This is a genomic window from Lysinibacillus sp. GW821-FHT14F06 (genome assembly GCF_058803665.1).
Map to the genome: position 1 here is coordinate 1 of NZ_JBXAPF010000008.1, position 25,290 is coordinate 25,290.

General features: G+C 39.3%; 20 protein-coding genes, 1 rRNA gene, 2 pseudogenes and 1 riboswitch. Of the genes and pseudogenes, 21 read left to right on the forward strand and 2 right to left on the reverse strand.

Features of this window, described 5'->3' with window-relative positions; all coding sequences use genetic code 11:
• Nucleotides 1–243 precede the first annotated feature (243 nt).
• Nucleotides 244–359 (forward strand): 5S ribosomal RNA (rrf, locus tag AC1RNS_RS09385).
• Nucleotides 360–610: 251 nt separating this feature from the next.
• Here the strand turns inward: rrf and AC1RNS_RS09390 are convergent.
• Nucleotides 611–1,312, reverse strand: coding sequence for a hypothetical protein (locus AC1RNS_RS09390; protein WP_492992143.1), 702 nt, complete (start codon nt 1,310–1,312; stop codon nt 611–613).
• A 183-nt stretch (nt 1,313–1,495) separates the two neighbouring features.
• Between AC1RNS_RS09390 and AC1RNS_RS09395 the strand changes: the two genes are divergently transcribed.
• From AC1RNS_RS09395 to purD, 13 genes are all read left to right on the forward strand, one after another.
• Nucleotides 1,496–1,690, forward strand: a complete 195-nt coding sequence (locus tag AC1RNS_RS09395) for an NETI motif-containing protein (protein ID WP_492992145.1) — start codon at nt 1,496–1,498, stop codon at nt 1,688–1,690.
• A 94-nt stretch (nt 1,691–1,784) separates the two neighbouring features.
• Nucleotides 1,785–1,883, forward strand: a riboswitch (purine riboswitch).
• A gap of 465 nt (nt 1,884–2,348) precedes the next feature.
• Nucleotides 2,349–2,837: a 5-(carboxyamino)imidazole ribonucleotide mutase gene (gene purE / locus AC1RNS_RS09400; RefSeq protein WP_492992147.1), complete on the forward strand. Its 489-nt coding sequence runs from the start codon at nt 2,349–2,351 to the stop codon at nt 2,835–2,837.
• Nucleotides 2,834–3,958 (forward strand): 5-(carboxyamino)imidazole ribonucleotide synthase, encoded by a 1,125-nt coding sequence (gene purK / locus AC1RNS_RS09405; RefSeq protein ID WP_492992149.1) that lies wholly within the window; start codon nt 2,834–2,836, stop codon nt 3,956–3,958. Before purE ends, purK begins: the two co-directional genes overlap by 4 nt.
• A gap of 13 nt (nt 3,959–3,971) precedes the next feature.
• A complete protein-coding gene (gene purB / locus AC1RNS_RS09410; protein WP_492992151.1) occupies nt 3,972–5,267 on the forward strand; it encodes an adenylosuccinate lyase in 1,296 nt (431 codons plus the stop codon).
• Between the two features lie 122 nt (nt 5,268–5,389).
• Nucleotides 5,390–6,100, forward strand: coding sequence for a phosphoribosylaminoimidazolesuccinocarboxamide synthase (purC, locus tag AC1RNS_RS09415; RefSeq protein ID WP_492992153.1), 711 nt, complete (start codon nt 5,390–5,392; stop codon nt 6,098–6,100).
• Between the two features lie 2 nt (nt 6,101–6,102).
• Nucleotides 6,103–6,351, forward strand: coding sequence for a phosphoribosylformylglycinamidine synthase subunit PurS (purS, locus tag AC1RNS_RS09420; protein WP_053482994.1), 249 nt, complete (start codon nt 6,103–6,105; stop codon nt 6,349–6,351).
• A gap of 2 nt (nt 6,352–6,353) precedes the next feature.
• The gene (gene purQ, locus AC1RNS_RS09425; protein WP_492992154.1) at nt 6,354–7,037 is read left to right on the forward strand and encodes a phosphoribosylformylglycinamidine synthase subunit PurQ; all 684 of its coding nucleotides are present in this window, start codon (nt 6,354–6,356) and stop codon (nt 7,035–7,037) included.
• The gene (gene purL / locus AC1RNS_RS09430) at nt 7,024–9,258 is read left to right on the forward strand and encodes a phosphoribosylformylglycinamidine synthase subunit PurL (RefSeq protein ID WP_492992155.1); all 2,235 of its coding nucleotides are present in this window, start codon (nt 7,024–7,026) and stop codon (nt 9,256–9,258) included. The genes purQ and purL overlap by 14 nt, the downstream gene beginning before the upstream one ends.
• Complete coding sequence (gene purF, locus AC1RNS_RS09435) at nt 9,234–10,658, forward strand: amidophosphoribosyltransferase (protein ID WP_286925695.1); 1,425 nt, start codon at nt 9,234–9,236, stop codon at nt 10,656–10,658. Before purL ends, purF begins: the two co-directional genes overlap by 25 nt.
• Nucleotides 10,659–10,735: 77 nt before the next feature.
• On the forward strand, nt 10,736–11,791 hold the full coding sequence (purM, locus tag AC1RNS_RS09440) for a phosphoribosylformylglycinamidine cyclo-ligase (RefSeq protein WP_492992158.1): 1,056 nt from the start codon (nt 10,736–10,738) through the stop codon (nt 11,789–11,791).
• Entirely contained in the window at nt 11,791–12,360 is a 570-nt protein-coding gene (purN, locus tag AC1RNS_RS09445) for a phosphoribosylglycinamide formyltransferase (protein ID WP_492992160.1), read from the forward strand. Before purM ends, purN begins: the two co-directional genes overlap by 1 nt.
• A gap of 107 nt (nt 12,361–12,467) precedes the next feature.
• Nucleotides 12,468–13,994, forward strand: a complete 1,527-nt coding sequence (gene purH, locus AC1RNS_RS09450; protein WP_492992162.1) for a bifunctional phosphoribosylaminoimidazolecarboxamide formyltransferase/IMP cyclohydrolase — start codon at nt 12,468–12,470, stop codon at nt 13,992–13,994.
• A gap of 76 nt (nt 13,995–14,070) precedes the next feature.
• The gene (gene purD, locus AC1RNS_RS09455) at nt 14,071–15,327 is read left to right on the forward strand and encodes a phosphoribosylamine--glycine ligase (RefSeq protein WP_492992164.1); all 1,257 of its coding nucleotides are present in this window, start codon (nt 14,071–14,073) and stop codon (nt 15,325–15,327) included.
• Between the two features lie 92 nt (nt 15,328–15,419).
• Here the strand turns inward: purD and AC1RNS_RS09460 are convergent, their stop codons facing one another.
• Entirely contained in the window at nt 15,420–15,878 is a 459-nt protein-coding gene (locus AC1RNS_RS09460) for a hypothetical protein (protein WP_492992165.1), read from the reverse strand.
• Between the two features lie 201 nt (nt 15,879–16,079).
• Here AC1RNS_RS09460 and AC1RNS_RS09465 point away from each other — a divergent pair, with 201 nt between their 5' ends.
• The 7 genes and pseudogenes from AC1RNS_RS09465 to ligA all read left to right on the forward strand — a co-directional run bounded on the left by AC1RNS_RS09465 (nt 16,080) and on the right by ligA (nt 25,172).
• Nucleotides 16,080–17,801, forward strand: coding sequence for an adenine deaminase C-terminal domain-containing protein (locus tag AC1RNS_RS09465; RefSeq protein ID WP_492992166.1), 1,722 nt, complete (start codon nt 16,080–16,082; stop codon nt 17,799–17,801).
• 75 nt (nt 17,802–17,876) lie between these two features.
• Nucleotides 17,877–18,932, forward strand: a complete 1,056-nt coding sequence (locus AC1RNS_RS09470) for a DUF3048 domain-containing protein (protein WP_492992407.1) — start codon at nt 17,877–17,879, stop codon at nt 18,930–18,932.
• A gap of 15 nt (nt 18,933–18,947) precedes the next feature.
• Complete coding sequence (locus tag AC1RNS_RS09475; protein ID WP_004225717.1) at nt 18,948–19,268, forward strand: YerC/YecD family TrpR-related protein; 321 nt, start codon at nt 18,948–18,950, stop codon at nt 19,266–19,268.
• Between the two features lie 110 nt (nt 19,269–19,378).
• Nucleotides 19,379–20,068, forward strand: coding sequence for a heptaprenylglyceryl phosphate synthase (pcrB, locus tag AC1RNS_RS09480; protein ID WP_492992170.1), 690 nt, complete (start codon nt 19,379–19,381; stop codon nt 20,066–20,068).
• Nucleotides 20,069–20,100: 32 nt separating this feature from the next.
• A pseudogene (locus AC1RNS_RS09485) lies at nt 20,101–20,793 on the forward strand (UvrD-helicase domain-containing protein); the annotation flags it as partial.
• A 798-nt stretch (nt 20,794–21,591) separates the two neighbouring features.
• Nucleotides 21,592–23,154, forward strand: a pseudogene (locus AC1RNS_RS09490) (3'-5' exonuclease); the annotation flags it as partial.
• 14 nt (nt 23,155–23,168) lie between these two features.
• On the forward strand, nt 23,169–25,172 hold the full coding sequence (ligA, locus tag AC1RNS_RS09495) for an NAD-dependent DNA ligase LigA (RefSeq protein WP_492992172.1): 2,004 nt from the start codon (nt 23,169–23,171) through the stop codon (nt 25,170–25,172).
• The last annotated feature ends 118 nt before the right edge of the window (nt 25,173–25,290 follow it).

A 25,290-nucleotide genomic window follows, 5' to 3' on the forward strand; every position in this document is an offset into this window, starting at 1 on the left:
GGAAGTGTGGTGACACATGGAGCTGACGAATACTAATCGATCGAGGACTTAACCAACATGTTTGAAGCATTCAATGCGCCGTTTATCCAGTTTTGAAAGAACAACAACTTTCATATAAGGGTTTCAAGATACGAGTAGTTCGAGGAAGCAATGGAGAGAGAGAAGGAGCGTACTCAAGTACGTGACTGACTGAACGACTGAAGCTGACGAAGAAATGCGATGTATATTGAAAGCCGAAAATAGTCTAGTGATGATGGCAAAGAGGTCACACCCGTTCCCATACCGAACACGGAAGTTAAGCTCTTTAGCGCCGATGGTAGTTGGGGGCTTCCCCCTGTGAGAGTAGGACATTGCTAGGCAAAGACAGTCAACTGTGCGTTGGCTGTTTTTTTGTTGTTAAACTAAGTCATAGTTGTCGTCTTAGGATACAGCACTGATCCTCAAGTCCTCTCGAGCAAAAGTAGTTAAGTATATCCTTTGAATCAGCCACTCAACCATGCATAGATATGCCGATGCCGCAAACATAACGTCATGTGGTATTTACGGCAAGCATATATTGGATGTAAACAAACTCTTTAAAACATATATTCTTTATAGAATAAAAGGTCTATCAAAATATTACTTCAAATTCCTCTTCTGTTTCCTCTTGTTTTTTATCACTTATATCCACAATTAATTTATCATCAAGTGATTTATTTTTATTTTCCTCTAGCTTTTCAGTAATTCGCTCCTGAATATTTTGAATCCGTACTTCTAAATCCGATAGTTTATCGTATTTACGATCTATAAAAATACCTCTATTAGCATCTAGATTAACTTCACTTTCAAGTCGATTATCCTCACGTGTTAATGCATTTTTGGCCAGATGTAATCTTTCTGCCTGTTCAAGAGACACAGTTTTCGATAATATATCTTCATTTACATCTGCTGAGTTATTTTTGGCTGCTACGCTGTCTACATTAGGCTTTTTCTGGGAATCTATTTGTTGCTCTGCTATTTGTGCATCGATATCGGCAAGGTGCTTATCGAATTCCTTTAACTGTTCTTTAATCGCAGCAATGTCGCCACCGTTATTTAATGTACGCTCAGTCAAATTGTTTTTCATTTCTTGGATGCTTTCACGTTGTTTCATTAAGCTTTCAATAAGGCTTGTTTTGTACTGCTGACCATTAAATAAATTCTGCGCTTGTTGGCCGATTGTTAATGTGTCTTTCTGATTGAAGCTTTGTTTCTCTAATGAGTTCTTTTTAGTTGCTGATATAGAAGCTGTCTTATAAAGACTTAATGAATCTGGACCAATTGAAATTTTCATTTTTTCACCTCTTTCATAAAATATATCGGATTTCATTGTAATGTTTATACCTGTATTAGAAAATATAACTAAAATTGGATGATGCTATGGGTAATGTGAGAGCTTTGGAACCTAAAGTGGTTTCTTTTTTGTATTGTGATATCATAATTATGTGAATGAAACGAAATTGGAAGGAAGAACAACTTGGGAAAAAGACAAATTTGGTATGAGGTAGAAGAAAACGAGTCAATTGAAGATTGTCTGGCAAGAATGCGACAAGATGGTTTTATAGCAATTGGCAGAAAAGAAGAACCGATTTTTCACTTAGTTAATGGAGAACCTACGTTTTTACGTCAAAAAATACAATTTAAAGCGATGCTCTATCAAGAATCTGAATAGTTTTGACTAAAATCCGAACGTTTGCAAATTGCTAAAATAAAATGTTCGCATTTTTACATTGACGATAGTGAAATCACTTGTTAAAATGTGAGAAGGAAAAACAAATAAGGTCCCACATATATGCTAGAGGATTGGCTCTAGTGTCTCTACCCGGCACCGTAAATGCTGGACTATGCGGGAAAGCGCTTTTGGCATATTACGGAAGGATATGTACAGAAATGTACTTTTGCATATTCTTTTCTTAATAAGTCCTCAAGTAAACTGCTTTCACGTATAGGGTAGAGTAGTTTATTTGGGGATTTTCTTTGTTTAACTTATTTTAGCAGGTGTCCAAACATCCGTTGAAATAAGTTAAAGCCTCCAGCGAATGTCACGGAAATCGAAAAGGAGTTCTATTTAGGAAGTTCGCCTAAAATCATCGCATCCATGCGATAACGGCTAACTGACCTGCATCGGTAAAAAACGCCACGTCCTGTGGCTTTACCGAAATGACCGACATCATGTCGGCCCTCATGCAGGCCTAAGCACAAAGTCGATTCTGGACGCAACTATACTGAGGCATAATTCATAAAGAAAAGAATTGCAGTAGCTATTTGAAGAATAGAGGCTTGCACAATATTTTGATCATTTTTCTATCGTTTAAAAGGAGCGACAATTCATGAATCCGAAAATCGGTGTCATTATGGGGAGTTCAAGTGACTGGGAAACAATGAAACATGCATGTGATATTTTAGATGAATTACAAGTACCATACGAGAAAAAGGTTGTGTCTGCACATCGTACTCCAGATTTAATGTTTGAGTATGCAGAGTTAGCACGTGAGCGAGGTATTCAAGTGATTATTGCAGGTGCAGGAGGGGCTGCACATTTACCAGGGATGGTGGCAGCAAAAACGACGTTACCTGTAATTGGCGTACCCGTACAATCTCGTGCTCTGAATGGTCTTGATTCTCTATTATCAATTGTCCAAATGCCTGGAGGTGTACCTGTAGCAACAGTTGCAATAGGCAGAGCAGGAGCGACAAATGCGGGTTTGCTTGCAGCGCAAATTTTGTCGATAACAGATACAGAGCTTGCTACTAAACTAGATGCTAGAAGAGAAACAACAAAGCAACAAGTATTGGAAAGCACAGGTGACTTGGTGTGACAAAGATTATTTATCCAGGGCAAACGATCGGTATTATTGGAGGTGGGCAGCTTGGCCGTATGATGGCACTTGCTGCAAAAGAAGTTGGCTTTAAAATTGCCGTTCTTGAACCAACAATGGACTCACCATGTGGACAGATTGCGGATATCCGTATTGTGGCACCATACGACGATGAGGCTGCTTTAGAGGAGCTTGCAGAAGTAAGTGATGTGATCACTTTTGAGTTTGAAAATATCGATTATGATGGACTAAAACGTTTAACACAAATGGCTTATGTACCACAGGGTGCAGAATTAGTACGTATTACACAAAATCGAGTGACTGAGAAGGAAGCAATAGTGAAAGCTGGTTGTCCAGTAGCACCTTATATTGTTGCAAATACTTATGAGGAATTAGTAGCCAATATTGATACGATTGGTTATCCTTGTATAGTCAAAACAGCAAGAGGTGGTTATGATGGCAAAGGACAGCAGCTTTTAAAATCAGTACAAGACCTGCCATTAGTGAGAGAGCTTTTCTCTCATTCCCAATGTATTGCTGAGGGATTTGTACCTTTCGTTAGAGAAATATCTGTCATAGTCCAAAGAAACGGTAATGGTGAATCATACTGTCAGCCAGTTGGAGAAAATATTCATGTACATCATATCTTACATGAAACCATTGTGCCAGCCCGTATAAAAGAAGAAACAGCTCAGGCTGCAGAAAGAGAAGCTTTGAAAATTGCTGATTACTTACATTTAATCGGAACGCTTGCGGTAGAGATGTTTGTATTAGAAGATGGTGGCATTATTATTAATGAATTAGCACCTAGACCTCATAACTCAGGTCACTATTCAATAGAAGCGTGTAATGTCTCACAGTTCCATCAGCATATTCGTGCTGTATGTGGTTGGCCGCTACGAAAACCACAACTTTGGGCACCATCTATTATGGTCAATGTTTTAGGGCAGCATGTCATGCCACTTAGTAACTCAATTGCTAAATATCCTGAATGGTCAATACATCTTTATGGGAAAGCTGAAGCTAAAGTGAACCGTAAGATGGGCCACGTAACGATTATGACAAAAGACTTAGAGAAAACACTACAACAAATCGAGAGTTCTGGCATTTGGTCAGAATAGAAGGAGATACGCGATGATTGAACGTTACACAAGACCCGAAATGGGTGCAATTTGGACAGAGCAGAATAAATATCAAGCTTGGCTAGAAGTTGAAATTTTAGCATGTGAGGCTTGGGCAGAATTAGGAGACATTCCAAAAGAAGATGTAGCTAAAATACGTGAAAATGCTTCATTTGATGTTAATCGTATATTAGAGATTGAGCAAGAAACACGTCATGATGTTGTAGCATTCACACGTGCTGTCTCTGAAACACTTGGTGAAGAGCGAAAATGGGTGCACTATGGTTTAACTTCTACTGATGTAGTTGATACAGCTCTTTCTTATTTGATTAAACAGGCAAATGATATTTTACACAAAGACATCGTGAATTTCATTGATATTATTGCAGCAAAAGCAAAAGAGCATAAGTATACGGTCATGATGGGGCGTACACATGGTGTTCATGCTGAGCCAACAACTTTCGGTTTAAAACTAGGTTTATGGTATGAAGAAATGAAGCGTAACCTTGAACGCTTTGAAGCAGCAGGGAAAGTAATTGAAACAGGGAAAATGTCTGGAGCCGTTGGAACATACGCCAATATTGACCCTCGTGTTGAACAGTATGTTTGCGATAAATTAGGGCTAACAGCATCACCTATTTCAACACAAACATTACAACGTGACCGACATGCACAATATCTAAGTGCTTTAGCGTTAATCGCAACTTCCATAGAAAAGTTTGCTACAGAAATTCGCGGCTTACAGAAATCTGAAACACGCGAAGTGGAAGAAGCCTTTGCAAAAGGGCAAAAAGGGTCATCAGCAATGCCACATAAACGTAATCCAATCGGTTCTGAAAACATGGTTGGTATGTCTCGTTTAATGCGTGGCTATATGGTAACTGCATATGAAAATGTAGCTTTATGGCATGAACGTGATATTTCACATTCATCTGCAGAGCGTGTTATTTTACCGGATGCAACGATTACTCTTAACTATATGTTAAATCGCTTCGGTAATATTGTGAAAAACTTAACTGTATTCCCTGAAAACATGAAACGTAATATGGGTCGTACTTTTGGTTTAATTTATTCTCAACGTATCTTATTAGCACTTATCGATAAAGGATTAGTGCGTGAGGAAGCGTATGATACAGTACAACCTTTAGCGATGCAGGCGTGGGATGAGCAGGTTCAGTTCCGTACGTTAGTCGATGCAAGTGAAAAAATTACATCGTATTTAACGAAGGAAGAGCTTGATGAGTGCTTTGACTACAACTACCATTTACAGCATGTTGATATGATTTTTGAACGACTAGGACTTAACTAATATTTATTTAGCCTGCTTAAAATGAATATTAGAGCCACTAGCGGATATATCAGAATTGAATCATAACGGTTCAATTCTGAATAATTCGCACGTATTTCATAATATCCAGGGGGAATAACGATATGACTAAAGGTCAACTTTTGTATGAAGGTAAAGCAAAAAAATTGTATACAACTGAGGAGCCAAATGTGCTGCTTGTTGAGTACAAGGATAGTGCCACAGCATTTAATGGTGAGAAAAAGGAAGAGATTGAAGGAAAAGGTGTTTTAAATAATCGTATTACTTCATTAATATTCGAAAAATTACAAGCAAACGGAATTGCGTCACATTTCGTAAAACAATTGTCTGATACACAGCAGCTTGTAAAAAAAGTAGAGATTATTCCGATAGAGGTTGTAGTTCGTAATATAGCGGCAGGTAGCTTAGCGAAACGCCTTGGCTTAGAAGAAGGAACACCATTAAAACGTCCAATCGTTGAGTACTATTATAAGGATGATGAGCTGGGTGATCCGTTCATTACAACGGAGCATATTGATGTACTGGATCTTGCAACGCCTAAAGAAGTGACAGCTATTTACGATGGTGCTCTAGCTGTTAATAAAGTTTTGCAGCCAATCTTTGCGGATGTTAATGTTACGCTAATCGACTTTAAATTGGAGTTTGGACGTGACTATGATGGAAATGTGCTATTAGCAGATGAAATTTCACCAGATACATGCAGACTTTGGGATACAACAACGAATCAAAAGTTAGACAAAGATGTCTTTCGTCGAGACCTTGGTAATTTAACTGAAGTTTATACTATTATACTTTCTAGACTCGGAGGCAAATAACAATGAAAAAAGTTAAAATTTACGTAACATTACGCGAGAGCATTCTTGATCCACAAGGCTCAGCTGTACAAGGTTCTTTAGTAAAGATGGGGTACGCTGAAGTAGAAGATTTACGTATTGGTAAATATCTTGAACTAACAATTAAAGATACAGAACGTGACATTGATACTCTAGTAAAAGAAATGTGTGAAAAGGTTTTAACAAACGTTGTAATCGAAGACTACCGTTACGAAGTCGAGGAGGCTAACTAATCATGAAATTCGCAGTACTCGTATTCCCTGGGTCCAACTGTGATATCGATATGTATCATGCGATTAAAGACGAGCTAGGTGAAGAAGTAGAATATGTATGGCATACAGCAACAGATCTAAGTGGCTTTGATGGTGTATTAGTACCAGGAGGATTTTCATACGGTGATTATCTTCGTTGTGGTGCAATGGCTAATCAATCTAACATTATGACAGAGGTTAAGAAGGCAGCGGATGCTGGTAAACCTGTACTAGGTGTATGTAATGGATTCCAAATCCTAACGGAAGCAGGTTTATTGCCAGGCGCATTACTGCGCAATAAAAACTTGAAATTTATGTGCCGTACAGTACAGCTAAAGGTTGAAAACAACAATACATTATTCACGAATCAATATGAGCCAGGTCAAATTATCAATATCCCTATCGCACATGGTGAGGGTAATTACTACTGTGATGAGGAAACTTTACAAAAATTAAAGGATAACAATCAAATCGTGTTCACTTACTCAGGTGAAAATCCAAACGGTTCTTTAGAAGATATCGCAGGGATTATAAACGAGCGCGGCAATGTATTAGGGATGATGCCACACCCAGAGCGAGTTGTTGATGCACTTGTGGGCGGCGCAGATGGTCTAGCTGTATTTAAATCAATTGTGAAGCAGTGGAGGGAAAATCATGTCAACAACTAAGTTTGAGCCAACAGCACAGCAAATTAAAGATGAAAAGCTATACGCTGGTATGGGGATGTCAGACGAAGAATTTGCAATGGTAGAAGGTATTTTAGGACGACTACCTAATTGGACAGAGACAGGTCTTTTCTCAGTAATGTGGTCTGAGCACTGCTCTTATAAAAATTCAAAGCCAGTGTTACGTAAATTCCCTACAAAAGGTCCTCAAGTTTTACAGGGACCAGGTGAGGGTGCAGGGATTGTCGATATTGGTGACGAACAAGCAGTTGTATTTAAAATGGAATCACATAACCACCCATCAGCGATTGAGCCTTATCAAGGTGCTGCGACAGGTGTGGGCGGTATTATCCGTGACGTTTTCTCTATGGGTGCACGTCCAATCGCAATGCTAAACTCACTACGCTTTGGGGAATTAAAATCAGCGCGTGGTAAATATTTATTCGAAGAAGTAGTTGCTGGTATCGCAGGTTATGGTAACTGTATTGGAATTCCTACTGTAGGTGGAGAGATTCAATTTGATCCTTGCTATGAAGGTAATCCACTAGTGAATGCGATGTGTGTTGGTTTAATTGATCATAAAGATATTCAACGAGGAATTGCTGCTGGTGTAGGTAATACAGTGATGTATGTTGGTGCAAAAACAGGTCGCGATGGTATCCATGGTGCAACATTTGCTTCTGAAGAATTAACAGAGGAATCAGAGAACCAACGTCCAGCGGTACAAGTAGGGGACCCATTCATGGAGAAGCTTTTACTCGAAGCCTGTTTAGAGGTTGTTAAATCTGACGCTCTAGTTGGTATTCAAGATATGGGGGCGGCTGGTCTTACGTCTTCTTCAGCAGAAATGGCTTCAAAGGCTGGTTCTGGTGTAGAAATGAACTTAGACTTAGTGCCACAACGTGAAACAGGTATGACAGCGTACGAAATGATGTTATCTGAGTCTCAAGAACGTATGTTATTGGTTGTGACAAAAGGTCGCGAAGATGAAATTAAAGCGATTTTTGATAAATATGATCTAGATGCTGTAGCAATTGGTCGAGTAACAGATGATAAAATGCTTCGTCTATTACACAACGGCGAAGTTGTTGCTGAAGTGCCTGCTGATGCACTTGCAGAAGATGCACCAGTTTATCATAAGCCATCTGCAGAGCCTGCTTATTATGCAGAGTTCCAAGCGTTGGAGAACACAGAGCCAGCGGTAACTGATTACAAAGAAACTTTAAATGCACTTTTACAAGCACCTACAATTGCTTCAAAAGAGTGGGTTTACGATCAATACGATTACCAAGTGCGTACATCAACAGTTGTTACACCAGGTTCTGATGCTGCTGTTATTCGTGTACGTGGTACAAATAAAGGGTTAGCGATGACGACAGATTGTAACTCTCGCTATATTTATCTAGATCCAGAAGTGGGCGGTGCTATCGCAGTAGCTGAAGCAGCTCGTAATATCGTTGCCACTGGTGGTACGCCACTTGCTATTACTGATTGCTTAAACTTTGGTAATCCTGAGAAACCAGAAATCTTCTGGCAAATTGAAAAATCAGCTGATGGCATTTCTGCTGCTTGTACAGCCTTAAATGCACCAGTAATTGGCGGTAACGTATCCCTTTATAATGAACGATCAGGCGAAGCGGTTTACCCAACGCCAACAATCGGTATGGTTGGACTTATTGAAGACTTAGCTCATGTAACAACTCAAGAAGTAAAAGCTGCTGGAGATGTAGTATTTGTGATTGGTGAGACAAATACTGAGTTTGGTGGATCGGAGCTTCAAAAATTATTAAACAATGGGGTTATCTCAGGTAAAGCACCAGCTATCGATTTAGAAGTTGAGGCTGCACGTCAGCAAGCATTACTAAAGGCTATTAAAGCTGAACTTGTACAATCTGCTCATGATGTGGCTGAGGGTGGTCTTGCTGTTGCCATTGCTGAAACAACATTTAGTGCAAATGGTCTTGGTGTTGACGTAACATTAACAGGTTCTGCGACAACGGCATTGTTCAGTGAAACACAATCTCGTTTTGTAGTAACAGTAAAAGAAGAAAATGCAGCTGCATTTGTAGAAATCGTCAAAGATGCACAGAAAATAGGTATTGTAACAAATGATGCACTTGTTAAAATCAACGGGGACAAAGGTGTGCTTGTAGAAGGTACAGTGGAGGAATTCCGTTCTAATTGGAAAGGAGCAATCCCATGCTTGCTGAACTCAGAGGCTTAAACGAAGAATGTGGGGTGTTTGGAATTTGGGGTAACCCAAATCCTGCACACCTTAGCTATTACGGGCTTCATGCTCTTCAACACCGTGGACAAGAAGGGGCTGGAATCGTTGTTTCAGACGGACAGCATCTTCGCGCGGTGAAAGGCGAAGGACTAGTTAATGATGTATTCAACGAAGATAAATTAAAGGCAGTGAACGGCAAAGCGGCTATTGCGCATGTTCGTTATACAACTGCTGGTGGTGGCGGTATTGAAAACGTACAACCATTATTATTCCACTCCTCAACTGGTAGCCTTTCAATTGCCCATAACGGTAACTTAGTCAATGCGACACATTTAAAACAGTATTTAGAGCGTCAAGGCAGTATTTTTCATTCTAGCTCTGATACGGAAGTGCTGGCGCATCTTATTAAGAAAAGCTCACATTCGCCATTCCGTGCGAAGGTGAAAAATGCCCTCTCCTTATTAAAGGGTGCGTATTCTTTCTTAATCATGACAAAGGATGAAATGCTTGTTGCACGTGATCCACATGGTTTACGTCCGCTATCTCTAGGAAAGTTAGGAGATGGTTGGGTGGTAGCTTCTGAAACTTGTGCATTTGATTTAATCGGCGCAGAATTTGTTCGTTCTGTTGAGCCTGGTGAATTATTAATTATAAACGATGAAGGTGTAAAGTCAGATCGTTTTGCAGAAATGGATAAACGTGCAATGTGCGCAATGGAGTATGTTTATTTAGCTCGTCCTGACTCAGATATTGATGGAATAAATGTTCATATGGCACGAAAACGTATGGGGAAACAGCTTGCTCGTGAATGTGCACATATTGAGGCTGATGTTGTAACAGGTGTACCAGACTCAAGTATTTCTGCAGCAATCGGTTTTGCTGAGGAAAGCGGTATTCCTTATGAGTTAGGTTTAATTAAAAATCGTTATGTAGGCCGTACATTTATTCAACCAACTCAGGAATTACGTGAGCGCGGGGTAAAAATGAAACTTTCCCCAGTTGTTCAAGTTGTGAAGGGGAAAAGAGTTGTGATGGTAGACGATTCAATCGTACGAGGTACAACTTCACGTCGTATTGTAAAAATGTTGAAGGATGCAGGTGCAGCAGAGGTACATGTTGTGATTTCTTCACCACCAATGACAGATCCTTGTTATTATGGCATTGATACGTCGACACATGAAGAATTAATCGCATCTAGCCATAATGTAGATGAAATCCGTGAAGCAATCGGTGCAGATACATTAACATTCCTTTCTGTTGAAGGTATGGTGGAAACAATTGCACGACCATATGAAGACGAAAATCGTGGACTATGCCTAGCTTGCTTTACTGGCAAATACCCTACAGAAATTTTCCCAGATACAATCTTACCACATGAAAAAGAACTATTACGTTAAGAAAAAAATTCAATCACGCCTAGCATTGCAAGACGCAGGTGTGCCAAGGTGATTTGGATGATAAGGAGGATCTCTGCGTGTCAAAAGCATATGAACAAGCAGGTGTAAATATTGAAGCAGGCTATGAAGCCGTAAAACGAATGAAATCTCACGTTGAACGCACAAACCGTCTAGGTGTGATGGGTACGTTCGGTGGCTTTGGCGGTATGTTTGACTTGTCAGAACTAAATCTTAAGGAGCCTGTTCTTATTTCAGGTACAGATGGTGTTGGGACAAAGCTTAAGCTAGCCTTTATGGTGGACAAGCATGATACGATTGGCGTGGACTGTGTAGCTATGTGTGTGAACGATATTGTGGCACAGGGTGCTGAACCACTGTACTTTTTAGATTATGTTGCACTTGGTAAAGCTGAACCAGCGAAAATTGAACAAATTGTCAAAGGTGTTGCAGATGGCTGTGTACAATCTGGTGCAGCATTAATCGGTGGTGAGACGGCAGAAATGCCAGGCCTTTATGAAGAGGATGAGTATGATTTAGCAGGTTTTGCAGTAGGTGCATGTGAAAAATCAGCTATCGTTACAGGTGAAAAAATCACTGAGGGTGACGTGCTTGTTGGGATTGCTTCAAGTGGTGTGCATTCAAACGGTTATTCTTTAGTGCGTAAAATTGTTTTTGCGGATAATGATTATGCAGTAGATGCAATTGTGGAAGGCTATGAGGATCTTGGCCCTATTGGAGAAGCCTTATTAGTGCCAACAAAATTATATGCAAAACCTGTACTTGCAGCTTTAAAATCAGCAGACGTTCATGGCTGCGCACATGTAACAGGCGGTGGCTTTTATGAAAATCTTCCTCGTATGATGCCAGAAGGGTTAGCAACTGAAATTGACTTAGGTTCATGGCCTGTATTACGTATTTTTGAGTTTTTGAAAGATAAAGGTCAGCTTGAGGATAAAGATTTATATAATGTCTTTAACATGGGCATCGGCTTCGTTTTAGCGGTACCTGCGGATGCAGCAGAAAAAGTGATTGCTACAGTGGAAGCTAATGGTGAAAAAGCATATCAAATCGGTCGCGTTGTCAAAGGCGAGGGTGTTGTATTTAATGGTTCACATGATGGGAGTTTAGTGTAATGACTGCACCTACTAAAATTGCCGTTTTTGCCTCAGGCAGCGGCAGTAATTTTCAGGCCATTCAAGAGGCAATTGAACGTGGAGAGCTACATGCAAAAGTCGAGCTTGTTGTGACAGACAAGCCTGGCGCGTTTGTAGTGACACGTGCCGAGAATTTTAGTATTCCAGTACTAGCTTTAAATCCAAAAGAGTTTGCTTCAAAAGCAGATTACGAGACAGCTATTATCGAGGCTTTACAGGAATGTAATGTGGAATGGATTGTGCTTGCTGGTTATATGCGACTGATTAGTGAAGTATTACTGTCAGCATTTCCACAGCGTATCGTGAATATCCATCCGTCATTATTACCTGCTTTCCCAGGTAAGGATGCTATTGGGCAGGCAATGGAACATGGAGTCAAAATAACAGGTGTAACTGTGCATTTTGTAGATGAAGGTATGGACACAGGTCCTATAATTGCACAAGCAGCAGTTGCCGTTATTGATGGTGACCGTGAGGCAACAGAAGTGGCTATTCATAAGCAAGAGCATGTACTATATACAACAGCTTTACAGCAATTGTTTAAGTAAACTATTGATGAGGAGTTAGGGCTACTCACTGAATACCTAACTCTACTCTATCAATAATTGTAAGACATTTTCGTGGCAGACACGATAAAAATTAGGAGGATATTGTTGTGACAAAACGTGCATTAATCAGTGTTTCCAATAAAGATGGTATTTTAGAATTTGCAAAAGAACTAGTAGCATTAGGTTATGAAATTTTATCAACTGGTGGTACAAAAAAAATGCTACAGGACAATCATGTTGCTGTAACAGCAGTTGATGAAGTAACTAAATTCCCTGAAATCTTAGATGGTCGTGTAAAAACATTAAACCCATTGATTCACGGTGGTTTATTAGGAAAATTCGACGATGCTTCTCATCAAGCGCAAATGAATGAGCATGGAATTGAGCCAATTGAGATTGTATGTGTTAATCTTTACCCGTTCGTTGAAACAATTTCAAAGCCTAATGTAACATGGGATGATGCTATCGAGAATATTGATATCGGTGGTCCAACAATGTTACGTTCTGCAGCAAAAAACCATCAATATGTCACAGTAATTGTGGATAGCAATGACTATGCAAACGTGTTAGAGGAACTAAAAGCAAACGGTACAACAACAATTGAAACACGTCGTAAGCTAGCTGCAAAAGTTTTCCGTCACACAGCTGCCTATGATTCCTATATATCAAACTACTTAACAGAAGAAGAGTTTCCAGAGAGCTTAACAATGACATATGAATTAAAGCAAAATTTACGCTATGGTGAAAATCCTCATCAAAAAGCGGCATTTTATCAAAAACGTCTCGGCTCTGACTTCTCATTAGCTTATGCAACGCAATTACATGGTAAAGAATTATCATACAATAATATTCAGGACGGCAATGCAGCATTACAAATTGTCAAAGAATTTGAAATGCCAGCAGCAGTTGCGGTAAAACATATGAACCCTTGTGGTGTTGGTACTGGTGTTACACTAGAGGAAGCATTTGATAAAGCATACGCTGCTGATTCTACTTCTATATTTGGCGGCATTATCGCATTAAACATGGAAGTGGATGCAGCAACGGCTGAAAAATTAAGTCATATATTCTTAGAAATTATTATTGCACCTGCCTTTACTCAAAATGCACTTGATATTTTAATGCAAAAGAAAAATATTCGTTTGTTAACAATTCCTTTTGAGCAAGCAATACAAGATAGTTTCAATGTAGTATCTGTAGAAGGTGGGCTTCTTGTTCAAAAACCAGATCGTTACGGTTTTGCCAATGCTGATATCAAAGTAGTAACAGATCGTGAACCGACAGCACAAGAGTGGGAAGCATTACAGCTTGGCTGGTCGGTTGTCAAACATGTTAAATCAAATGCAATTGTCGTAACTGATTCTCAAATGACACTTGGTGTTGGGGCAGGTCAAATGAATCGTGTTGGTGCTGCTAAAATTGCTTTTGAGCAAGCTGGCGAAAAAGCAAAAGGTGCTGCATTAGCATCTGATGCGTTCTTCCCAATGAGTGATACAGTGGAAGCAGCGGCAGCAGCTGGTATTACGGCAATTATTCAACCAGGCGGCTCTATTAAAGATCAGGATTCTATTGATAAAGCAAATGAGTATGGTATGACAATGGTATTTACAGGAGTACGTCATTTTAAGCATTAATTAAAACATGTTAAATTTTAAGACCGAGATGTTGGTTCATCTCGGTCTTACTTACAAATAGGAGGATTTTCCCAAGATGAATGTATTAGTAATCGGAAGCGGTGGTCGTGAGCATGCTATCGCTAAACAATTTAGTAATTCCCCATCAGTTCGTAAGGTATTTGTTGCACCTGGCAATGATGGTATGCAAGCCGATGCAGAGGTTGTTGCTATTGATACGATGGATTTTGCTGGTTTGGCGCAATTTGCAAAAGAAAATGCAGTGGATTTGACTTTCGTCGGACCTGAGCAACCACTTGCTGAAGGGATTGTAGATTTCTTTATTGCTCGTGGTTTACGTGTATTTGGTCCAACAAAAGGAGCAGCACAAATCGAAAGCAGTAAATCGTATGCTAAGGATATTATGAACAAATACAATATCCCAACAGCGGCTCACGAAACGTTTACGGAAGCAGATAAGGCAATCACATATATTAAAGAACAAGGTGCACCTATTGTGATTAAGGCGGATGGCTTGGCTGCTGGTAAAGGTGTAGTTGTTGCCATGACACAGGAAGAAGCTATTGAAGCAGTTCAGGATATGATAGGTAATCAACGTTTTGGTGAATCTTCCTCTCGTGTTGTTATCGAGGAATTTTTAGATGGTGAAGAATTCTCATTTATGTCATTTGTTCATAAAGGTCAGATTTATCCAATGGTTATTGCTCAGGATCATAAACGAGCATATGATGGCGATAAAGGTCCTAATACAGGTGGGATGGGTGCTTATTCACCAGTACCCCAAATTTCACAGGAAGTAGTAGACGTAGCTTATAAAACAATCGTTGAACCAACTGTTCAAGGTATGGAATCAGATGGTGTATCGTTTACTGGGATTTTATATGCAGGGCTCATATTAACGAAAAACGGTCCAAAAGTAATTGAGTTTAATGCACGCTTTGGCGATCCAGAAACACAAGTCGTTTTACCACGTATGGTTTCTGATTTTGGTGATTTCATGATGGCTCTAATGGATGAAAGACCATTTGATTTACAATGGTCAGAAGATGCAATGCTTGGTGTTGTAATTGCTGCAGAAGGATATCCAGGGGACGTTGAAAAAGGACATGTATTACCAAGTTTAGAGAATCTATCGGCTTCACATGCCGTATTCCATGCAGGTACAAAGCTTGTAGATGACAAATTTGTTGGTAACGGTGGACGAGTTTTATTAGTTGGAGCAAAAGCATCTACTCTAAAAGAAGCGCAAGAAAAAGTATATGCAGGTATTGCAACTGAAGAATGGAACAATTTCTTCTACCGCAAAGATATCGGTTGGCGAACATTTAAATAAAATTTCATCATGCTTTGAAACTTATTATCGTTATCAAACGTATGATTTATAAGGGTAAGAGCCGTCTCGTATAGTTGAGACGGCTCCTTTGACTAAGAAGGATTTTGTGCTTTATTTGTAGAATTTCTACTGTCTGAGGAATTTTGATTTGAAGTGCTGGCGTCAGATTGCTTTAAAGCAGTTGGGTTTGATACTGACGAATTACCAGATATGGCAGAGGAGAAATCCTTCATGAGCTTGTCGATTTGCTCGGATGACATGGATGGATTAGATGTCATAGATTGATCAGATGACATAGAATTTTGTCCGCTGAGCATACTTTGCATAGAGCTATTCATGGCATTTTGCATATTGGAATTCAGTAAAGATTTTGTTGGGCAATATTTAAAGATACCCTCAGCCATTTTCATAGCACCTAATGCAATCAATAATCGACCTCCCGTACAGTTAGGATTTCTTGAGACCCTAGCGATGCCAAATGCCGTCATACTTGTACCCATGGCAAAGCGACAGAAGGCATTTTTTTCACTTAAATTAGCTTGTTGCATCATACTATTTCCTCCTTTAGTCATTGTGGAAAAAATAAAGCGGGGTGCACTTTGCTTTATGAAAGTGCTGTGTTACGATTGAAACAAGATGATTGCATAAAAGCCGCATTTTAAAGATAAAATGCACTTATGCAGTAGTAGTATGTGATATCACATTAGAATTACACAATGAAATTTTACGTAATTTAGGAAGGAGCGGATAGAATGGATCCAGTATGGAAAATTACAAAATTACGCCAACAATTAGCGGTAATTGATGGTAAAAAGGCACCGGATATTGTGTTAAAAAATGCACGGTATTTACATAGCATGCTCAAACAATGGGTAGTAGGAAACATTTGGATTTTAGGAGATCGAATTGTCTATGCTGGTGACAGAATGCCTCCTTTTATAGAGGGAACAGAGGTAGTGGATTGTACGAATAAAACAATTGTACCAGGCTATATCGAACCTCATGTCCATCCATTTCAGCTCTATCATCCACAATCTTTTGCTGATTTTTGCGGACAGTTAGGCACAACTGCTTTTATTTCTGATAATTTAAGTTTTGTTTTATCTTTAGAAAATAAGAAAGCGTTTTCAATATTGAATCACTTGAAAAAGCTTCCGTTTTCTTTTTACTGGTGGACACGCTTTGATTCACAAACTGAGATGGAGCAGGAGGAAGAAATTTTCTCTAATACATCAATCTTAGAATGGTTAGAGCGGGATGATGTTCTACTTGGAGGAGAATTAACGGGCTGGCCAAGATTGCTGCATGGAGATGACCAAATGCTCTATCGTATGCAAATGGCTAAAGGATATGGCAAAAAAATAGAAGGACACTTTCCTGGAGCATCAGAAAGAACGTTAGCCCGCATGAAATTACTTGGCGCAGATGGTGATCATGAAGCAATGACAGTGGAGGAAGTGGAAAGGCGTATTATGCAGGGGTATGCTGTAACACTGCGCCATTCTTCGATTCGCCCAGATTTACCGCATCTCTTAAAAGGAATTGTAGAAAAAAAGCTTCCTATTTTTGATCATTTAATGATGACGACGGATGGTTCAACGCCTTCCTTCCATCAGGATGGTGTAATGGATAAATGTATTCAAGTAGCTTTAGATGCAGGAGTATCACCAATAGATGCCTATCAAATGGCTACTTATAATGTGGCACGCTATTATAATATGTCCAACTTACATGGCTTTATCGCGACAGGACGCTTTGCTTCTTTGAATATATTACAAGATGAATGGCATCCAGTTCCTGAAAGCGTACTATCTAAGGGTATCTGGCTAAAACGTGATGGACAGCGAGTGCATAAGCTTGCTGCTATTGATTATTCAGCTATTCCAACGTTTAATTTAGGGTTTTCGTTAAATTCTCATGATTTCCAGTTTTCAATGCCTTTTGGAATCGAGCTTGTGAACGATGTAATTACAAAACCATATAATTCATTAGTTACTAGAGAGGGACAGCTTGCTGATCATGATGAGTGCTACTTAATGCTCATTAATAGAGACGGCAATTGGCATGTAAATACGATGATTAAAGGCTTCGCGACTAGTGTTCAAGGATTTGCCTCATCTTACTCCAATACAGGTGATATTTTACTTATTGGAAAAAATAAAGAGGATATGATAAAAGCCTTTGAGGAAATGAAGGCAATGCAGGGCGGCATTGTCCTTGTAGAAAAGGGAGAGGTTATTGCTTCTATTCCTTTGACAATCGGTGGTCTACTTTATGATGGAGATGTAGAGGAGCTAACAAATAAAGAACTAGCTTTAAAACAAGCATTAGCTGAACGTGGTTATCGCCTAGGTGACGCAATCTATACTTTATTATTTTTACAATCTACACATTTACCTTATATCCGTATAACACCAAAAGGGATTTTTGATGTTATGAAGAATAAGTTATTATTACCAGCAGTTATGCGCTAGCTGTGTTTTCACTTTAGCGTAATCATAGTCCAATTACAGTTTGTGTGATTGTTTAAAGGAGAGAGAGTAATGCTTGTGTTTAAATCAAAAAAACTATTCATCACTATGGCATTTAGTGCCTTGTTGATAGGAGGATGTTCAAAGGATTCCTCAGAAGTAAAGGAAGACGAAAAGAATAAAGCTGAAGAAGAGCCAGTTATTGAGGAGCCTGTAAAAGAGGAAGCATTTCTTGCGCCGTTAACAGGTGATGTTGTTAAAGAGGAAATCACACAACGTCCAATTATCGTGACGATTAATAATCATCCAGCTGCACGTCCTCAATCGGGAATAGCAGCAGCAGATATTATTTATGAAATGCTGGCAGAGGGTGATGTTACTCGTTTTTTAGCCGTCTATCAAAGTGAGTTACCAGAAAATTTTGGGCCTGTTCGTAGTGCAAGATCCTATTTTGTCGATATCGCTAAAGGCTTCGATGCTTTTTATGTAGCTCATGGTTATAGCCCGGAAGCTAAATCAATGCTTGAGAATAATGTAATCGATAATATTAATGGCATGAATTATGATGGTACACTCTTTAAACGTTCAAAGGATCGTGTTGCACCACATAATTCCTATATTACATCTGAGAATTTATTAAAAGGTGCTAAAAATATAGGCGCTTCAATGATTTACAGTGAAAAAGTGCGTCAGGCTTTTTATGAACCTGATGAACGTGGTAAAATAGGCATTGAAACAAGTAAAGTTGACATTTACTACGGAAATAGTGAGTATTTCCACAATTCGTATGTGTATGATCATCAAAGTAATCATTATGGACGACAATCGGCTGGCGTTGACACAAAGGATATATTAACAGGCGAAGCATTATCATTGGCAAATGTTCTATTTTTTGAAATGAATCATCGAACTATTGATAATGTTGGACGCCAAGAAATTGATTTAACTTCTGGTGGAAATGCGTACGTATTCCAAAATGGCTTTATGAGAGAAGTTAAATGGGCTAATATTGATGGATTACCGATGGCTGTAGAAGAATCTGGGGAGCTTGTTAAATTAGTACCAGGAAAGTCATGGATTCATTTCGTACCAGCTTCACCAGGGTTACAGGCAATGGTGAAAACGCAGCCTTAAAGGGAGGAAAATTGCATGCAAATCGAAAAAATTCGAGGGCATCAAACAGATCAATTGTTTAAAGCAGTGTTAGAGCTGAAAGACATCGAAGAATGCTATAAGTTTTTTGATGATTTATGTACGATTAGTGAAATTCAATCACTGGCACAACGTTTTGAAGTTGCGCATTTATTACGTTTAAAGAAAACCTACGAGTCCATCAAAAAGGAAACAGGTGCTAGTACAGCAACTATTTCTCGCGTACGACGTTGCTTTGATTATGGGAACGATACATATGATGAAATGCTAGGTCGTTTGTATCCTGATGAAAAACCATTTCAAGCACCAAAAGAATAGTAGGTAAAGAGGCTGGGTAGAGTTTCTGCTCAGTCTTTTTCATTTTTTTGTCGTCAGTCATAAGCTATACTTGTAAACGAATAGATAGAAAATGATAGGTGGTAAAATAAATGGATTATTTAGAATGGAGACATGTGTTTAAGCTCGATCCAGCTAAGGAAATTACAGATGAGGCATTAGAAAAAATTTGTGAATCAGGAACAGATGTCATTTTAGTTGGTGGAACAGATGGTATAACATTAGACGGTGTATTAGATTTGCTTGTTCGTGTAAGACGCTTTGAAGTACCGATAGCGCTTGAAATTTCTACAATCGATTCGGTAACTCCAGGCTACGACTATTACTTTATTCCGACAGTGTTAAATAGTGATGATCCTAAATGGATTAAAAACTTACACCATGAAGCTATAAAGGAATATGGGGATATCATGGTATGGGATGAGCTAGTAGCTGAAGGCTATTGTATATTAAATCCACATTGTAAGGCTGCTGAGGTGACAAATGCGAAAACAGATTTATCAATAGATGATATTGTTGCTTATGCACGTCTGGCAGAAAACTTTTTTAAGCTACCAGTATTTTATGTAGAATATAGCGGAACTTATGGTGATATTAATGTTATTAGTGCTGTGAAGCAGGAGCTTAATAATACACGATTGTTTTACGGTGGTGGTATTACTTCTACTAAACAGGCCGCAGAAATGGCAAAATATGCGGATACAGTAGTAGTAGGTAATATTATTTATGATGATTTAAAAGCTGCACTTGCGACTGTTAAGGCTGTTAAAAATACGATATAATTTAAGAACAAATGTTTGTAAGGCGGTGCAAAATGGAACAGTTAACAAAAAATTTATTAGCAGGTATGAATCCTGAGCAGGAGAATGCAGTCAAAACGACTGAAGGACCGCTTCTAATTATGGCGGGTGCGGGATCGGGAAAAACGCGTGTACTAACACATCGTATTGCGTATTTAATCATTGAAAAAGAAGTATATCCATCAAAAATTTTAGCCATCACTTTTACCAATAAAGCGGCACGAGAAATGCGAGAGCGTATTGATGGCATTCTTGGTAATGGGACGGGTGATAGTATGTGGGTATCCACATTCCACTCGATGTGTGTACGTATTTTACGACGTAATATTGATCAGCTTGGAATGTCACGTAATTTTTCAATTTTAGATTCCACAGACCAACTATCAGTCATTAAAAATGTGATGAAGGAAGAAAATATTGATTCAAAGCGCTTTGAACCTCGTGCAATTTTAAATGCAATTAGTGCAGCAAAAAACGAATGTATTGCAGCAGAGGATTATGTCGCCCAAATCAATGAGCATAATCCCTACGAAAAAACGGTTGCACAAGTTTACAAAGGCTATGAAAAAAGATTACGCCGCAACCAATCCCTAGATTTCGATGATTTAATAATGACCACTATTACATTGTTCAAGCGAGTCCCAGAAGTGCTTGAATACTATCAAAATAAATTCCAATATATTCATGTTGATGAGTATCAAGATAGTGCGACACGTTGCTAATTGAAAAGATTAGCCACTAACGAATGTTAGGAGAACTAAGAATCAGAAGAGTCGAATGAAGAGGTAACGCTCAGAAAGGCTCGCCTAATCCTCCGAATAGCGTAGTTTTGTGCAATCAAAGCTAGGTTATAAGCTCGGTGAAGTCAGTTGAATATCACCCTAATCGAAAGAAGGAAAGCGGAATAGAGGTATTCTGTGTGATAGATAGGCTGGGGTTCTATAAGAAAATCTATGGTTAGAATGTAAATTATACAACTATTTACTGACGAAATTCCGAATGTACGGCTCTAGAGGTATAGCCATTCGAAAGGGTGGTCCGTCACGCGCGGGTTAGTGAGGTGGAGTAAGATTTGTCTTTATGAAACACCTTATGATGTTACAGGCATCATCCAGCTAACAGGGTTAGAGGAATGACCTAAGGATTTTATATGAAAAGATATGATTCTTGGAACGTGGGAAGCTGGTTACGTGGAGAGATTGCACTCAGTGAAGCGGTATGAGGGAAAGCTACTATGTATGTATAACCTCATTTTAAGCACAGTGAAAGTGATGGCACAGTACCAGTGAAGCCGTGATAATAAGCGGTGGAGGGATAGCCATTAGTTAGTTAATTGAAAAAACAGGCTATATTTCGTGACTAATAGGCTCAAGTAGGACTAAGAGAAACGAAATAGTAGAATGAAGAGCAATTAACTGATGGAACGCCGTATGAGAGGAAACTCTCACGTACGGTGTGAATGGGGGGAAAAGCTAGAGACCACTTCAAAGGCTTACCTATCCATATCCAATAAATCCCAATATTTACTTGTGCAGTTATTGGCTAAAAAATTTAAAAACATTTGCGTTGTAGGGGATTCAGACCAATCAATTTATCGTTGGCGCGGAGCAGACATTGGCAATATCCTGTCCTTTGAAAAGGATTATCCAAATGCAAAGGTTATTATGCTTGAACAAAATTATCGTTCAACAAAACGCATCCTCCAAGCAGCAAATGACGTCATTCAGAATAATACAACACGTTACCCGAAAGAACTGCGTACAGAAAATGCAGAAGGTGAAAAAATCGTCTTGTACAAAGCGTATAACGAGCAAGAGGAAGCACAATTCGTTATACAAACAATCCAGCAGCTTATGAAAAAAGATAATCGCTCATTCGATGATTTTGCGATTTTATATCGTACAAATGCACAGTCACGTGTAATGGAGGAAGCGCTTGTTAAATCCAATATAGCTTATCAAATTGTTGGCGGTACAAAGTTCTATGATCGTAAAGAGATTAAGGATTTACTGGCTTATTTACGTCTGATTGCCAATAATGATGATGATTTATCGCTTGCACGTATTATTAATGAACCAAAGCGTAGTATTGGTGCCACCTCCTTTGAAAAAATGGCGCGCTATGCAATTGAACAAGATCGTTCAATTTTTGATGCCATGAATGACCTTGTATTTATGGGGCTAACAGGCAAGGCTGCAAATTCAGCAGAGCAATTCTATGCAATGATTAAAGGCTTTACAGAGATGCAGGAATATTTATCGGTTACTGAAATGGTAGAGCAGGTGATCGAAAAATCCGGTTATCGAGCAATGCTACAAAATGAAAAAACGATTGAAGCAGAAAGCCGTCTAGAAAATATTGAAGAATTTTTATCAGTAACAAAAGCATTCGAGGAGCGTACTGATGATAAGAGCTTAATAGCCTTCTTAACAGATTTAGCACTTATTGCAGATATTGATGCATTGGACAAAGAGGATACATCCAAAGGCAATATTATTTTAATGACGATGCATGCCGCAAAGGGTTTAGAATTCCCTGTTGTCTTTATCATTGGAATGGAAGAAAATATCTTCCCGCACTCTCGTTCACTTGATGATATGGATGAAATGGAAGAAGAACGGCGTTTAGCGTATGTTGGCATCACTCGTGCAGAGGAGCGTTTGTATTTGACATGTGCACAAAGCCGAACGATTTTTGGTCGTTCTAGTTATAACAATGCCTCTCGTTTTTTACGTGAAATTTCAGAGGAGATTACAGAGTCTATTTCCAAAGGTGGCGCGAAACCTGAAGTTCCATTTGCTGCTAGTAGCCGTTCAGCAGGCAATTATCAAAGGCGAACACTTGGAGACATTCAGAAAACGCAACCTGCAACCTCTCGATTACAAGCAACTGGTGGGGACCAATTTGGCTGGAAGGCTGGAGATAAAGCAGTTCATAAAAAATGGGGAACAGGTATGGTTGTCAGTGTAAAAGGTGAGGGTGATGGTACAGAGCTAGATATCGCCTTTCCACAGCCAATCGGCATTAAGCGATTACTAGCACAATTTGCACCTATTGAAAAAGCGTAAGCGGAGGAACTAAAATGAACGAAATCGAGCAACGCATTGCAGAGTTAAATAAATTATTGCATGAATATGGTCATGCCTACTATGTGTTGGATCAACCTGTCGTAGCAGATAGTGTCTATGATCAATTATTACATGAGCTTATTGCGCTAGAAGAAGCAAACCCATCATTAATTTACCCAGATTCACCGACCCAGCGAGTTGGTGGTGCAGTGGTAGAGGGCTTTAAAAAGGTAACGCACGATTATCCTATGCTAAGTCTTTCTAATGCTTTTAATGAAGCTGATTTACGAGAGTTTGACCGAAAAGTACGCCAAGCAATTGGTGATCACTTTTCTTATGTTTGCGAGCTAAAAATCGATGGTCTTGCCATTTCCTTGAAATATGAAAATGGTGTTTTTGTACAAGGCGCAACGCGCGGAGACGGTGTCGTAGGAGAAGATATTACAGCGAATTTAAAAACGATTCGCGCAATACCTTTGCGTTTAAAGGAACCAATCACGATAGAGGTACGTGGTGAGGCGTATATGCCTAAGAAATCCTTTGAAGCATTAAACACTCAACGTTTTGACAATGGAGAGGAGCTATTTGCCAATCCTCGAAATGCAGCTGCTGGCTCTTTACGTCAGCTAGACCCTAAAATTGCTGCAAGTCGTCAATTATCAACATTCATCTATGCTATTGGCGGCGATGGTGAAGTATATGGCATCGATGGTCATGCAGAAATGCTTGATTATTTAGAGGATTTGGGATTCCCTTCCAATAAGGAACGCCAGCGCTGTTCAACAATTGAGGAGGTATTAGCCTTTATTGATAAATGGACAGAAAATCGTTCGAATTTAGCTTATGAAATTGACGGCATTGTGATTAAGGTGGACCGTTTTGCTCATCAGGATGAACTAGGATATACAGCAAAGAGTCCACGCTGGGCAATCGCCTATAAATTCCCTGCTGAGGAAGTAGTGACAACATTACTTGATATTGATTTAACAGTTGGTCGTACAGGTGTTGTGACGCCAACTGCCATTTTAACGCCTGTTCAAGTGGCGGGTACAACAGTTCAACGTGCATCATTGCACAATGAAGATTTAATCCGTGAAAAGGATATTCGTATAGGCGATACAGTCATTATCCGAAAAGCTGGTGACATTATTCCGCAAGTTGTAGGAGTGCTTCTAGAGCAACGACCTGAGGATACAGTGCCTTACGAAATGCCTAAAAATTGCCCTGTCTGTGATAGTGAGTTGATTCGTATAGAGGGCGAAGTAGCATTGCGTTGTGTAAATCCTGCATGTTTTGCACAAATTGCTGAAAGTATTAAATACTTTGTATCCCGAAATGCGATGAATATTGATGGTCTTGGTGATAAAGTTGTTGAGCAATTATTGCGCGCGAAATTAATTCACGATGTATCTGATTTATATCATTTAACTGTTGAGCAACTTGTTGAGCTTGAGCGTATGGGTGAAAAATCAGCAACAAATTTAGTGCATGCTATCCAGGCCTCAAAGGAAAATTCAATGGAGCGCTTATTGATTGGATTAGGGATACGACATGTTGGTGAAAAGGCTGCAAAAATAGTGTCCGAAACATATGGAACGATGGAGGCAGTGATGGTAGCAACAGAGGAGCAGCTAGTTGAAATTTATGAGATTGGCGATAAAATGGCCTCTTCGCTTGTCGAGTATTTTTCAAATGAGGATGCACGTGCAGTGATTGGTCGTCTAGGAGAAGCAGGCGTCAATATGATATATAAAGGTAAAAGGGTAGAGGTAACTGTAGGAGATAATCCTTTTGCAGGTAAAACAATTGTCTTAACTGGTAAACTTGAGCAATTGACACGTAACGAAGCAAAGGCGAAAATAGAAGAGTTGGGCGGTATTGTTACAGGCAGTGTCAGCAAAAAAACAGATCTTGTAATTGCAGGCGCTGATGCAGGTTCTAAACTAACAAAAGCTGAGCAGTTAGGCATTGAAGTTTGGAATGAGGACAGCCTGATAGAACAACTTAACCTCGTTTAACAATTTAGGTGATTATCATAATACTTGATGAACTGTCCTAACCAGTTTGACAGAAAGCCAAGGTATTCTAATAGCAGATGCCAGCTTTCTGTTTACATAAGAACAGATTCATCAAGTA

Bases quoted from the DNA above. Each gene is read 5' to 3' on its own strand.
- purD (WP_492992164.1), top strand. From the start codon at position 14,071: ATGAATGTATTAGTAATCGGAAGCGGTGGTCGTGAGCATGCTATCGCT.
- AC1RNS_RS09460 (WP_492992165.1), bottom strand. From the start codon at position 15,878: ATGATGCAACAAGCTAATTTAAGTGAAAAAAATGCCTTCTGTCGCTTT.
- AC1RNS_RS09465 (WP_492992166.1), top strand. From the start codon at position 16,080: ATGGATCCAGTATGGAAAATTACAAAATTACGCCAACAATTAGCGGTA.
- AC1RNS_RS09390 (WP_492992143.1), bottom strand. From the start codon at position 1,312: ATGAAAATTTCAATTGGTCCAGATTCATTAAGTCTTTATAAGACAGCT.
- pcrB (WP_492992170.1), top strand. From the start codon at position 19,379: ATGGATTATTTAGAATGGAGACATGTGTTTAAGCTCGATCCAGCTAAG.
- purE (WP_492992147.1), top strand. From the start codon at position 2,349: ATGAATCCGAAAATCGGTGTCATTATGGGGAGTTCAAGTGACTGGGAA.
- purS (WP_053482994.1), top strand. From the start codon at position 6,103: ATGAAAAAAGTTAAAATTTACGTAACATTACGCGAGAGCATTCTTGAT.
- AC1RNS_RS09475 (WP_004225717.1), top strand. From the start codon at position 18,948: ATGCAAATCGAAAAAATTCGAGGGCATCAAACAGATCAATTGTTTAAA.
- purB (WP_492992151.1), top strand. From the start codon at position 3,972: ATGATTGAACGTTACACAAGACCCGAAATGGGTGCAATTTGGACAGAG.
- ligA (WP_492992172.1), top strand. From the start codon at position 23,169: ATGAACGAAATCGAGCAACGCATTGCAGAGTTAAATAAATTATTGCAT.
- purQ (WP_492992154.1), top strand. From the start codon at position 6,354: ATGAAATTCGCAGTACTCGTATTCCCTGGGTCCAACTGTGATATCGAT.
- purF (WP_286925695.1), top strand. From the start codon at position 9,234: ATGCTTGCTGAACTCAGAGGCTTAAACGAAGAATGTGGGGTGTTTGGA.
- purL (WP_492992155.1), top strand. From the start codon at position 7,024: ATGTCAACAACTAAGTTTGAGCCAACAGCACAGCAAATTAAAGATGAA.
- purC (WP_492992153.1), top strand. From the start codon at position 5,390: ATGACTAAAGGTCAACTTTTGTATGAAGGTAAAGCAAAAAAATTGTAT.
- purN (WP_492992160.1), top strand. From the start codon at position 11,791: ATGACTGCACCTACTAAAATTGCCGTTTTTGCCTCAGGCAGCGGCAGT.